6 protein-coding genes are annotated in these 12,892 nt (G+C 71.4%); 1 reads left to right on the forward strand and 5 read right to left on the reverse strand.

Annotation, left to right across the window (positions count from 1 at the left end; all coding sequences use genetic code 11):
- From LDO11_RS15525 to glyQ, 5 genes are all read right to left on the reverse strand, one after another.
- The coding region (locus LDO11_RS15525; RefSeq protein WP_232142336.1) for a transposase family protein at positions 1-361 on the reverse strand (361 nt) is incomplete at its 3' end.
- A gap of 809 nt (positions 362-1,170) precedes the next feature.
- Positions 1,171-5,106, reverse strand: a complete 3,936-nt coding sequence (locus LDO11_RS15530; protein ID WP_232142337.1) for a translocation/assembly module TamB domain-containing protein — start codon at positions 5,104-5,106, stop codon at positions 1,171-1,173.
- Positions 5,106-6,947, reverse strand: a complete 1,842-nt coding sequence (locus tag LDO11_RS15535; protein ID WP_232142338.1) for an autotransporter assembly complex protein TamA — start codon at positions 6,945-6,947, stop codon at positions 5,106-5,108. The genes LDO11_RS15530 and LDO11_RS15535 overlap by 1 nt, the downstream gene beginning before the upstream one ends.
- A gap of 60 nt (positions 6,948-7,007) precedes the next feature.
- On the reverse strand, positions 7,008-9,203 hold the full coding sequence (gene glyS, locus LDO11_RS15540) for a glycine--tRNA ligase subunit beta (RefSeq protein ID WP_232142339.1): 2,196 nt from the start codon (positions 9,201-9,203) through the stop codon (positions 7,008-7,010).
- Between the two features lie 176 nt (positions 9,204-9,379).
- The gene (gene glyQ / locus LDO11_RS15545) at positions 9,380-10,291 is read right to left on the reverse strand and encodes a glycine--tRNA ligase subunit alpha (protein WP_129137048.1); all 912 of its coding nucleotides are present in this window, start codon (positions 10,289-10,291) and stop codon (positions 9,380-9,382) included.
- 68 nt (positions 10,292-10,359) lie between these two features.
- Between glyQ and LDO11_RS15550 the strand changes: the two genes are divergently transcribed.
- Positions 10,360-12,168 carry a GspE/PulE family protein gene (locus tag LDO11_RS15550; protein WP_232142340.1) on the forward strand — a complete coding sequence of 603 codons (1,809 nt, stop codon included), beginning with the start codon at positions 10,360-10,362 and terminating at the stop codon, positions 12,166-12,168.
- The last annotated feature ends 724 nt before the right edge of the window (positions 12,169-12,892 follow it).

A 12,892-nucleotide genomic window follows, 5' to 3' on the forward strand; every position in this document is an offset into this window, starting at 1 on the left:
GGATGTTGCTGGAGACCAGCAACTGGCTGACCGCTTCGGCCAGCCGGTCGGTGACGCGCTGGTAGCGCCCCAGCCAACTGAGCCTCTCCAGTCGCGCGCCGCCGCACTGATCGCACCAGACGCGCCGACGAGGCACCACCAGCGCAACGCGAAACGCCATCAGCGGCAGGTCCCGCACCCGGCGCAGCGTGGTCTCGTGGACCTGCCGGCATCGGCTGCCGCAATGCGCGCAGTGCATCGTCCGCGACGACGGCTTGAGGTGGATCGTGACAGTTCGACTGTCACCTTCGGGCCATGCAATCCGCTCCACCCGGTAGCCTTCCCAGCCCCCAAGCTTCTCGATCGTCTTCCGGTCGAACATGCCCTCACCCTGAGCCCTGCAAATCAGGCCTCAAGCGTAACGGTGACCGTGAAATGCTCCCCGCTAATCCGCGAAGAACCTTTTTATTGGGCCCTCGCCCGACTCCGGGCGATGTCGTACGGCTGACGGTGCCTTAGGGCCACCGTGTTCCTGGTTCGTTGCGCGCCCGCTGTCCATCGTGCACGGGGGCGTTGTCCTCGCTTCTCCACGCGACGGGGCTCCTGCATTCGCCGGCTCGGCACGGGGAGCACAGCGTTACTCCCGATGTCGTCTCCAACCGGGCCACGCTCGTGCCTTCAGCGGTCACAGTCTCCCGTCCTTCATTCGCCAGGACCGGCGGAGGCAACGGCGGCAGCCGAAATCGTGACTGCCGCGAGGACCCGACCTTCTTCGCTGTTGACCTTCTTCCCGAACGCGATGATGGCTCGGGGCCCGCCGCGGCCGCAGGCGGATGTCCAGAGCCGGCCATGGATGGCCGGCGGCCGGATGTGGGAGCAGGACGCGGAGATATCCGGCTGGGCATCCGCCTGTGGCCGCGGTGGACCACCCGCGCCCTCGCCGACGCGCGCTCTCGTCCTCGCCCACCCGCGCGCGAGCCGCCGCAAGCGCCGTCGCCCGGCGACCAGGTGCTACGGATGATGCCCGTCACCTTGCCACCGGCGGCGACTGGTCCGGCCTGTGCCCTCGCCCCACGCACGCCCTCGTCCGACCTGGCGCTGGTTCCAGCCGGCTCTGGCTCGGCTCCCGGCTTCCCGGTCCCGGGCACCCGGAGGGAACTCCCCGGGAGCGGGGAAGAGCCTTTTTGCTGGTCAGTCCCGCTCCCGACGCCAGTTGAGCGAGCCGCGGCTTTCCAGGGTGCTGGACTCGATCTCGACGTCGAAGCCGCGGCCCAGCAGGTATTTCAGGGTCAGCACCTGGCCGGTGCCCAGCAGCGACACGCCGAAGCCGACGTACAGCCGCGGCGAGAGTTGCTTGCCGATCCCGAGCACGCTGCCGCCCAGCGCCCGCGACTGGCCCACGCCGGCGCTGTCGAGGCCGAGCCGGCTGCCCAGCTGCGAGGCGATGATGCCGCCGCCCGCCGACAGCGCGGCGCTGGCGGCGTCCAGCTGCTCGCCCTCGGCGCCGGTGACCGTGGTCAGTGACCGTCCGAGCGCCAGGTAGGCCAGCGCTTCGGACTGGTCGCGGCTGGGATCGGTCCAGACCTCGACCGAAGGCGACGACACCCGGCCGGTCACGTCGATCCCCGCGGTCAGCTCCTCGGCCTCGATCCGGCGTTCGGCGCGCAGGTTGATCACGGGGTCGGCGATCGGGTCGTTGCTCCAGGTGAACGCGCCGCGGGTGATCTGCAGTTCCTGGCCGTAGGCCTCGTAGCGGCCGCTGGCATCGAGCGCGCCCAGACCGATGATCTCGCGGCCCGGCACCTGGCGGATGCGCAGCCGGCCGCCGAGCTCGCCGGTCAGGCCGAAGCCGTTGAGCTCGACGTCGTCGCCCAGCACCACCACCAGGTCGAGGCCGAGGCCGCTGGGCGGGCCCTGCTCGGGGTCGACGGGATCGAGCACCACCACGTCGGGCGAGGTCGACACGCCTTCGCTCAGGCGCTCCAGGTCCAGCCTTGCCTCGGGCACCGTGACCTCGCCGGAGACGCTGATCGGCTGCCCTGGGGCGATGCGCACCACCAGGTCGGGATCGGCGACCGCGCGCAGGTCGCGGGTATCGGAGACCAGCACGTTGCTGCCGCGCAGGTTGAGCACGATCGGCGCCTGGCCGGTCAGGCCCAGGCTGCCGTCGATGCGCAGCGTGCCCTCGCCGGAGCGCAGGCTGCCGGCCAGGCGCGCGCTGCCGTCGGCGCCGGCATCCAGGCGCAGGTTGCCGTCGCTGGGGGCGATCGCCAGCGACGGGATCTCGGTGCTGAAGCCGGTGAGCTCCGCCTGGCCGCCGATCTGCGGGGCCGCACGGGTGCCGGCGAGGGTGACCCGAGCCACCAGCTGGCCCTGCGGCTCGACGATGTCGGGCGAGAACAGCTCCACCCAGGTGAGGTTGTCGATGTCCGCGTCCAGGCGTCCGGACAGCGGTGCGTACGCGTCCCAGCCAGTGCGCAGCTCGGCGCGCACCCGGCCGGTGTCGTCGATGCCGGTGGCAAGCGTCGCCTCGAGGCTGTTGGCGTCGAAGGTCGCGTCGAGGGCGAGGTCGGAATACGAGACCACGTCGCGGCGCGCGCGCGGGCTGAAGCGCAGGCCGCCATCGGCGGAGGTCAGTGCCACGTTGCCGGCGAAGCCGTTGCCGGCCGGGCGCAGCCGCGCGTCGATGGCGACCTGGCCACGCAGCGCCCATGGCGTGCCGTCCTCGCGCGGCGGCAGCCACGGCTCCACCAGTGCCAGCGGCAGCTGCCGGCCGCTGGCGGTCAGCCCGTTGCGCGGCCAGTCGGCGGCCACGCACAGCGAGCCGCCATCGGTGCCGAGGAAACACGACTCGTCGACCTGCCAGCGCCCACCGCCCAGCGCGAAACGTGCCGGCGACTGCAGGTTCCAGACCGCGCCACGCGAGGGCGCCAGCCGCAGTGCATCGAGCGCGCCACGCCAGCCGGGGCCCGCACGCTGCAGGCTGCCGGTGAGGTCGAGCGCGCCGATGTCGCCGCGCGCGCGCGCGCTGGCCTCCAGCGCGTCGATGCGGCCGCGGGCCTCGATCCCGACGCTGTCGAGCAGCACCCCCGCCTGTACCGACTGCGCGGCCAGCGTGAGCCGGCCGTTGCCGCGCCCGCCGGGCAGGTCACCCAGCAACCGCAGCGAACCGGCGGTGTACTCGCCCCAGCGCAGGTCACGGCCGGTGAGGTCGGCCTCGATGCCGGGCGCGGCGCGCGGGCCCGCCAGCTGCAGCGTTCCCTCGATGCGGCCACCGGCGCCGGGGAGCAGGTCGTCGAGCTGCAGCGGCGCCAGGCGCGCCTCGACGTCGATCCGTTCGGCCATTTCGCCACGGGCCACGACATGGCTGTTGCCCAGGCGCAGGTCGATGTCGCCGGCGAAGTCGAAACCGGCGTCCGGCGCGGCGGCCTGCGCCGGCCCGTGCAGTTCCACCTGCGCGCGACCTGCCAGGCGGCGGCCGCGCAGGGTGCCGGCAAGACGTGGCGCGTCGACAAGGATGTCGAGACCGCCGTCGTCGCGGGTGTCGCCGGTGCTGGCGAGGGTGCCGTCGATAGGGCCGTTCCAGTCCGGGAGGAAATAGCCGGGGTCGAAACCGGCCAGTTCGGCGTCCAGCCGCCATTCGAGCGTCGGCGCCCAGGTCACGCTGCCGCGGCCGTCGAGCCGCCCCTCGGGCATGGTCGCGCGCAGCGTGCGCAGTTGCATGCCGTCGGCATTGCCGCGTCCGTCGAGTTCCACATCGGCCTGCTGCGCGCCGCGGGCGACGCGGGCGTTGCCGATCACCGCCCACGCGTCCAGCGCGCCGGCCAGGCCGAGGTCGGCATCGGCGATCACCGCCGGCGGGGCCTCGCCGGTGGCTTCGTCTGCGCTGCCGCGCCACTGCACGTCGCGCGCCGACAGCGAGAACCGGCCCTGTGGCCGCTCGCGGTCGCTGAAGTCGGCGCGCCCGCGCAGGCTGATGCGCCCATCCAGCGCATCCACGCGCAACGGGCGCAGTTCCAGCACCTGCTCCTCGAGCTGCACCACCGACGGGTGGATGACGGCTTCGAGTTCGCCGAAGCCGATCCGGCCCTGCAGGTTGGCCTCGCCGCCCACGCCGTCGGCGGCCAGCAGCAGGCTCAGGGGGGTGGCGCCGGGTTCGCCGCCCGCCAGCAGGCCGGGGTCGAGCGATTCCGCATCCACGCCCAGGCGCCAGCCGGGGCGCTCGCCGCCACGCAGGGTGAGGTCGACGGCCACCGGTGCCGGCGCGTAGCCGCGCAGGGCGATCGCCAGGTCGTTGACGTCACCCCGGGCGACCAGCCCCAGCCGCGGCCGCGTGCGTCCGGCCGGTGCCGGCAGCAGCGCACTGGCGACCAGGTCCATGCGGTAGTCCTGGTCGGGCAGGTACTCGCCATGCACGCGGAAGGCGCCGCGATCGCTGTCGACCACCAGGTTGTCGACGCGCAGCGCGCCGTTGCTGGCATCGAGCGCGCCGGTGGCGCGGTGCACATTGATGATCGGGCCCTCCGCGCCGACCACTTCGAAACCGCGGATATCGATCGCATCGGCCTGCAGCGCCAGCGGCAGCGGGCCGATCTGTGGCAGCGAGTCCGGCCAGCGCGGCAGTTCGAAGGGCTCGTCGCTGCCGGGCGGCAGCAGCAGGCGGGCGTCGTCGACTTCCAGCGCGTCCAGCCGCAGGCGGCGACCGAACAGCGGGCGGATGTCCGGATCGAGCATCACCCGCGCGGCCTCGAACGACAGGGTCAGCGGCTCGTCGCAGTCGCCGAACGGCACCGGCTCCTCGTCGCGGTCGGGGCAGGCCTGGTAGACGAAGCGCACGTCGTGCAGGGTCAGCGGCCCGCTCGCCGGGCCTTCGGCCGCGCGCCATTCGAACACCGTGCCGGCCGGCAGCCGCGCCTGGATCTGCGCCAGAAGGAAGTCGCGCCCGCCCAGCGTGGTCAGCAGCCAGTACACCAGCCCGACCGCGAGCAGCCCGAGCACGCCGATGACGATGCCCGAACGCACCGCCAGCCAGCGCAGCCGCTTGCGACGGCGCGCACGCAGTTCGGCGATGCGCGCCTCGCGCGCGGCCGCGGCCTCGCCGTCGCGCTGACTTTCGAAGACCGCCATCAGAACGAGGTCCCGATATCGAGGTGCAGGGTGAACGGGGAATCGGGCGCATCCAGCCCGCGGGCGATGTCGAAGCGCAGCGGCCCCACCGGCGAGGCCCAGCGCACGCCCACGCCGACGCCGGTGCGCCAGTCGGGGCGGTCGTCATAGGCGCTGCCGGAATCGGCGAACACCGCGAAGCCGAAGCTGTTGGCGAAGTAGTGCTCGAACTCCACGCTGGCGGTGGTGACGTGCTTGCCGCCGATCGCGAAGTCGCCGATGCGCGGGCCGACCTCGCGCCAGTCGTAGCCGCGGATGCTGCGGTCGCCGCCGGCGTAGAAGCGCAGGCTGGGCGGCATGTCGGTGAGTGCGCCGGTGGACGTGGTGCCGAGCTCGCCGCGCACGATCAGCCGGTTGCGCTCGCCGATGCCGCGGTACCAGGTGGCGCGTGCGTGCAGCTGGGCGAAGCTCGCATCCGAGCCCACGCCCTCGACGCCGCCGCGCAGCACCAGGCTGCCGCCGATGCCCTCGCGCGGGAACAGGCGGTCGTCGACGTCCACGTACTCCGCGCGCAGCGATGGATACAGGAAGGTGGCGTAGCGGTAATCGAGCGGCGGCTCCTCGGTGGCGTCGTCGCCGTCGTCGACCACATAGCCCCAGCGCTCGCGCAACGCATGCAGCGAGGCCACCAGGTTGAGGGTGCGGCTGTACTGGCCGGTGCGGCTGCCGACCAGTTCGAGCCGGCGGCTGTCGATGTAGCGGGTCTGTTCGTCGGCACCCTGCAGGCTGATCGCATACCAGCCATCAAGCCAGGCGAACGCGGGGATGCGGTACTGCAGCGTGGCGGTCTTGCGGCGCTGCGCCCAGTCCAGCTGCACCAGCGCCTTGTGGCCGCGGCGGTTGACGTAGCGGCGCTCCTCGCCCAGCCGGAAACCGGCACCACTGTCGGTGCCATAGGACAGGCCGGCGGTCTGCACCTTGCGCGGCGCCGGGGTCAGCGTGACCTGCACCGGCACCTGGCGGTCGACCGCCTCCTCGGGCTGCGGGTTGATGCTGATGGTGCTGAAGTAGTCGAGGCGCTGCAGCGAGGTGCGCAGGCGGTCCAGGCGGCCCTGGTGGTAGTACTCGCCCTGTTCCCAGTACACCAGCCGCTCCAGCAGGCCGGGATCGATGATCTCCGTCGGCGTCTGCGTGAACGTGGTGGCGCCCATGCCGTAGCGCTCGCCACTGGTCCACACCAGCTCGATGTCGGCGGCATGATCGGCGCGGGTGACCTCGACCCGGCGCGCGCTGAAGTCGGCATCGAAATAGCCGCGCTGGGCGAGCCGGCGGCTGATGCGGTTCTTGCTGGCCTCGTAGACCGGGTGGTCGAGGATGGCACCGGGGGCCGGGGCGAAGGCGTCGAGTTCCTCGGCGAGGTAACGGTCGCCCGCGCCCTCGCCGAGGATCGCGATGCTGGAATGGCGGATGCGCACCGGCTCGCCGGGATCGACGGTGATGGTCACCGTGACCGGGCCGCGCCGCGGGTCGCCGCTGCCGCCACCATTGCCGTTGACGGGCTCGCGCTCGACCGTGATCGTGGGCGAATAGAAGCCGAACGGCTCCAGCGCCTCGCGGGTCTCGTCCTCGGCCTCGCGCAGCATGTAGGCGAGGCGGCGGAACGAGACATCGCGCCCCTGTGCCTGCTCGAGCGACAGCGAGACGCGCACGTTCTCGGCCATCTCCTCGTCGAGGCCGATGATCCTGACCTCACCGACCTCGATCGCCTGCGCCAGCGCCGGCGACAGCAGCGCGGCGAAGGCAACGGCACGGAGGATGGCGGGACGCGGGCGGGGCGGGGTGACGCGTTGGGGGGCACGCATGCGCGGAAGCATACCGAAGCGGATGCGATGCCCGGTTGACGCGTCGAGGCGGCTGCGGGTTCAGCCCGACAGCTGCTCGATCGCGGCCACGCTGCCCAGCCGCCCGCCCAGCCGCTTCAGCAGCGCCAGCCGGTTGGCACGCACCGCCATGTCGTCGGCATTGACCATCACCGCGTCGAAGAACGCGTCCACCTGCGGGCGCAGCCGCGCCAGCCGCGCGAGTGCGTCGACGTAGTCGCCATCGGCCAGCGCCTGCGTGGTCTCGCCATGGACGGCTTCCACCGCCTCGGCCAGCGCGCGCTCGGCAGGCTCGGTGAACAGCCCGGGGTCCACCTGTGCCGGCACGTCGATATCGGCCTTGCGCAGGATATTGCGGATGCGCTTGTCGGCCGCGGCCAGTGCCTCGGCCTCGGGCAGTGCGGCAAAGTTGCCGATGGCATCGATGCGGCGGTCGAAGTCGTACAGCGACGCGGGCTTGAGCGCGGCAACCGCGGCGAAATGCTGCGGCGGCACGCCACGGTCCTCGTAGTAGCCGCGCAGGCGGTCGAGGATGAAGTCGTAGAGCTCGTCAACCGCGTCGATCGACAGACTGCGGGCGTTGGACTGGACGCTGACCACGGCAGCGCCCTTCGTCGTCGCGTCATTCGCCACGTCGACCTTGCCGCGCAGGGTCGTGATCGAGATTGCGTCGGTTGCAGCCGTCAGGGCATCGATCAGCAGGTCTCTCAGCGAAAGATCAAAGCCCGACTCGATGATCGTGCGCGCCAGCCCCAGCGCATTGCGGCGCAGTGCGAACGGATCCTTGTTGCCGGTCGGCTTCAGGCCCGCGGCGAAGCCACCGGCCAGCGTGTCGAGGCGCTCGGCAATCGCCAGCACCTTGCCCAGCGGCGACAGCGCGATGTCGTCACCGGCGCCGCGCGGCTGCCAGGCCTCGTCGATGGCGTTGGCCAGTGCGCTGCGGTCCTCGATGGCGAGGTCATCGAGCGACGGATCCTGCAGCGCGTAGTAGCGCCCGGCGATGCCCTGCAGTTCGGGGAATTCGTTGACCAGCCGCGACTGCAGGTCGGCCTTGGACAGCACCGCGGCGCGGCGCGCCAGCGTGGCGTCCACGCCCACCTGCGGCGCGATCGCCTCGGCCAGCGCGGCCACCCGCGTCACCTTGTCGGCAAGCGTGCCGAGCTTCGCCTGGTAGGTGACCGTGGCCAGCCCTGCGTTCATCGACGGCAGGCCCTGGCGGATGTCCTCGGCGAAGAAGAACTGGGCGTCGGCAAAACGTGGGCGGATGACGCGCTCGTAGCCCTTGCGCACTTCGGCCACGTCGGTGGATTCGACGTTGGCGATGCCGATGAAATGCTCCATCAGCCGGCCGTCGGCGCCCAGCACCGGGAAGAACTTCTGGTTGGCCTCCATGGTGGCGACCAGCGCCTCCTGCGGCACCGCGAGGAACTGCGGCTCGAACGAGCAGGCCACGGCCTTCGGCCACTCCACCAGGCACTCGACCTGGGCGAGGTTGTCGGCATCAATGCGCGCAGTGCCACCGGCAGCCGTGGCGGCGGCCGTCACCTCGTCGACGATGCGCGCACGGCGTTCGTCGGGATCCACCAGCACCCTTGCCGCGCGCAGGGCATCGACATAGTCGTCCGGGCGCGCGATCACGACCGCGCCGTCATGCATGAAGCGGTGGCCGCGGCTGTCGCGGCCGGCCGTGCAGCCGAACGCATCGGCCGCGATCACTTCCTCGCCCAGCAGCATCACCAGCCAGTGCACCGGCCGCGCGAATGCCCACCCGTGTGCACCCCAGCGCATCGGCTTGGGCACCGGGATCGCGTCGATCGCCTCGGCCAGCACCGCCGGCAGCAGTGCCGCGGTGTGCGCGCCCGGCTTCACCGCGCGGTGCACGAAGCGCTCGCCTTTCTGGTCGCTGGTGCGCTCGAGCGCGGTCCACTCGACCCCGGCCTTCTGCGCGAAGCCCTGCAGCGCGCGCGTGGGCTGGCCTTCGGCATCCAGCGCGATGTTGAGGTACGGCCCCAGCACTTCCGAGCGCTGCTCCGGCTGGGTGGTGGCCACGCCCGGCAGCAGCACGGCAAGCCGCCGCGGCGTGTACAGCGGCTTCGCATCGCCACGCTCGACCGCGATGCCGCGCTTTTCCAGCGCGCCGACCACCCCATCGAAGAACGCCTGCGCCAGGCCGGGCAGCGCACGGACCGGCAGTTCCTCGGTGCCGAGTTCGATAAGCAGGGGTCGCATGTCGGTCATGTATGGAGCCTTCGCATTCGTGTCTGGACCCTTCTCCCGCGAGCGGAAGAAGGTGGCGCGCAGCGCCGGATAAGGGCGCGGATGTGGCGTGCCGGTGTGGCGGCCTGGGCCGGGGGCTGCCCTCATCCGCCCTTCGGGCACCTTCTCCCGCAGGCGGGAGAAGGGTCAAGAATCGTCTAGGCCGCGGCCGCCCGCGGTTGCTTCAGGCCCGGAAACCCCAGCTTCTCGCGCTGGGCGAAGTAGGCCTGCGCCACCGCCTGCGACAGCCGGCGCACGCGCAGGATGTAGCGCTGGCGCTCGGTGACCGAGATCGCGCGGCGCGCGTCGAGCATGTTGAAGCTGTGGCTGGCCTTCATCACCTGCTCGTAGGCCGGCAGCGGCAGGTCGAGCTCCACCAGCTTCAGCGCCTCGGCCTCGCAGGCGTCGAAGCGGTGGAACAGCTCCGGCACGTCGGCGACCTCGAAGTTGTAGCGGCTCTGCTCGACCTCGTTCTGGTGGTAGACGTCGCCGTAGTGCACCGGCGCGCCGTCGGGGCCATGGGTCCACACCAGGTCGTAGACGTTGTCGCAGTTCTGCAGGTACATGCACAGCCGCTCGAGACCGTAGGTGATCTCGCCCAGCACCGGCTTGCACTCGAGGCCGCCGGCCTGCTGGAACCAGGTGAACTGGGTCACTTCCATGCCGTTGAGCCAGACCTCCCAGCCCAGGCCCCAGGCGCCGAGCGTCGGCGATTCCCAGTTGTCCTCGACCAGGCGCAGGTCGTGCACCTGCGGGTCGATGCCAAGGCTCTTGAGCGATTCGAAATACAGCTCGACGATGTTGTCGGGGCTGGGCTTCATCGCCACCTGGTACTGGTAGTAGCGCTGCAGGCGGTTGGGGTTCTCGCCGTAGCGGCCGTCGGTGGGGCGGCGGCAGGGCTGCACGTAGGCGGCGTTCCACGGCTCGGGCCCCAGCGAACGCAGGAAGGTGGCCGGGTGGAAGGTGCCGGCGCCGACCTCGAGGTCCAGTGGCTGGATCAGCACGCAACCCTGGTCCGCCCAGTAGGCGTTGAGGCGCCGGATCAGCTCCTGGAACGTGGGTGCGGACATCGTCGGCAGGCTCGCGAATGGGGCGCGCTAGTATACGGCGCACCCTCCGCACTCCCGGCAGCCGGTCCTTGAGCGAAGCACGCACCGAACGCCCCCAGGCCCCCGCGGCGCTGCCGCCCGGACGGCTGGCGATCGCGCCGCTGATCGATGCGCTGGCCGCCGATGGTCTGATCAGCGCCGAGGAAGCCGCACGCGCGCATGCCGGCAGCCGTCACCTGCGCGGCGTGGACACCGTGCATCCGCTGGTGCTGCTGGCCAATCTCAAGCTGGCCTCGGCCCGTCGTGCCGGCACCGAGCTGGGGCTGGAGGCACTGACCGAATGGCTGGCCGCGCGCACCGGGCTGAGCTACCGCCGCATCGACCCGACCCGGCTGGATGTCGCCGGCGTCACCGAGCTGATCTCGCATGCGTACGCGCGCCGCCACCGCATCCTGCCGCTGGAAGTCGGGCCGGACCGCGCGCTGATCGCCACCAGCGAACCGCTGGCACTGGACTGGCTGCCGGATCTGCAGCGCCTGCTCCGCCGCGACATCACCCTCGAGGTCGCCAGCCCGCTCGACCTCAACCGCTACACGATGGACTTCTTCGGCGTCACCCGCTCGCTGCGCGGCGCGCGCGAGCAGCGCGACGGTGCCGGTGGCGGCGGCGAGGCGCCGAGCTTCGAGCAGCTGGTGGAACTGGGCAAGTCCGGCGACGTCAATGCCGACGACCACCACATCGTCCATATCGTCGACTGGCTGCTGCAGTACGCCTACGAACAGCGCGCCTCCGATATCCACCTCGAGCCACGGCGCGACCTCGGCCGCGTGCGTTTCCGCATCGACGGTGTGCTGCACAAGGTGTTCGAGATGCCGCCACCGGTGATGACCGCGGTGGTGTCGCGGATCAAGGTGCTCGGCCGCATGGACCTGGCCGAGCGCCGGCGCCCGCAGGACGGCCGCATCAAGACCCGTTCGCCGGGTGGGCGCGAGGTGGAGATGCGGCTGTCCACCATGCCGACCGCATTCGGCGAGAAGTGCGTGATGCGCATCTTCGACCCCGACACCGCGTTCAAGCCGATCGGGCAGCTGGGCTTCGACGCCGGCGAGGCGGCGGCGTGGGAGGAACTGGTGCAGCGCCCGCACGGCATCGTGCTGGTCACCGGCCCCACCGGTTCGGGCAAGACCACCACGCTGTATTCCACGCTGCGGCGGCTGTCGACGCCGGACGTCAACGTCTGCACCGTCGAAGACCCGATCGAAATGGTTGCGCCGGAGCTCAACCAGACCCAGGTTCATGCCGCGATCGACCTGACCTTCGCGCAGGGCGTGCGCACGCTGCTGCGGCAGGACCCGGACATCATCATGATCGGCGAGATCCGCGACCTCGATACCGCGCAGATGGCGGTGCAGGCCTCGCTGACCGGCCACCTGGTGCTGTCGACGTTGCACACCAACGACGCGCCCTCCGCGGTCACCCGCCTGCTCGACCTCGGCCTGCCGCATTACCTGATCGCGTCCACCCTCAATGGCGTGCTGGCGCAGCGGCTGGTGCGCACGTTGTGCGCGCACTGCAAACGCCCGGGCGAGGTGCCCGAAGGCGGCTGGATGGCGCTGCTCGATCCCGGCGAGCCGGTGCCGCCAGGCCAGCCACACGTGCCGGTGGGTTGCCTGGAGTGCCGCAACACCGGCTACCAGGGCCGGGTCGGCCTGTACGAACTGATGCCGGTCACTCCGCAGCTGCGCGCGATGATCCGTCCTGACATGGAACTGGCCACGTTCGCCCGTACAGCGGTTGGCGGCGGGCTGCGAACGCTGCGCCGTGCCGGCGCGGAAAAGGTCGCGCAGGGGCTGACCACGGTCGAGGAAGTGCTGACGGTGCTGCCGCCGCGGGAATAGGCGCCGTACCCTCTCCCGGGGGCGCGGGGAGAGGCTGCGCCGCAGGGCGGGTGAGGGCGATGTCCGGGCGCCTCGCGTTCGCGATCAGAGCCTGACGGTCCTTCCAAGCGCCTGCAGTGCGTGGTTCTTCGCCGATCGAGATGCGGCTCGTCGAGAGTCCCGGCTGCCCGCCGCGGCCACAGGGGGATGCCCAGCCGGATATCTCCGCGTCCAGCTCCCACATCCGGCCGCCGGCCATCCATGGCCGGCTCTGGACATCCCCCTGCGTCCGCGGCGGGCCCGACCTGTCGTCGCGTCGGGACGAAGAGCAACAGCGAAGAACCTCGAAGAACGTCGAAGAACGTCGAAGAACGTCAGGCCGCCGCACTGAGGTCGAGCACGCGCAGTTCCGCGCCGTTGGGGTCGCCATCGGGGTCGGGTAGGCGGCAGTGCACCGGCTGCATCTGCGGGATCGTCAACCGACGACTTCGGCTGAGGTGTCGTCCATCTCCATCCGCAGTTGTTGGCGGCACGAGCATGGGCGGTTACAACCGGAACCGGCCGCTGGGCCGGCTGCCGCCCGTGCCACGGCATCATCAGCGGCACCGCTGCTGCCCTCCATACCGAAGCCGACGAGCGTCGGAGCCCGTCGCGTGCACCGCGGGGTGTGCTCCCAGCCGGCCATGGATGGCCGGCGGCCGGCCGGGGTAGCGGGACGCGGACTCCGGCCCGGGGGAGCACACCC

Origin of the sequence: Alterluteimonas muca (genome assembly GCF_021191595.1) — a bacterium.
Taxonomy (GTDB): Bacteria; Pseudomonadota; Gammaproteobacteria; order Xanthomonadales; family Xanthomonadaceae; genus Luteimonas; species Luteimonas muca.

Coding starts and splice junctions, on each gene's coding strand:
- glyS (WP_232142339.1), bottom strand. CDS start 9,203: ATGACCGACATGCGACCCCTGCTTATCGAACTCGGCACCGAGGAACTG.
- LDO11_RS15535 (WP_232142338.1), bottom strand. CDS start 6,947: ATGCGTGCCCCCCAACGCGTCACCCCGCCCCGCCCGCGTCCCGCCATC.
- LDO11_RS15530 (WP_232142337.1), bottom strand. CDS start 5,106: ATGGCGGTCTTCGAAAGTCAGCGCGACGGCGAGGCCGCGGCCGCGCGC.
- glyQ (WP_129137048.1), bottom strand. CDS start 10,291: ATGTCCGCACCCACGTTCCAGGAGCTGATCCGGCGCCTCAACGCCTAC.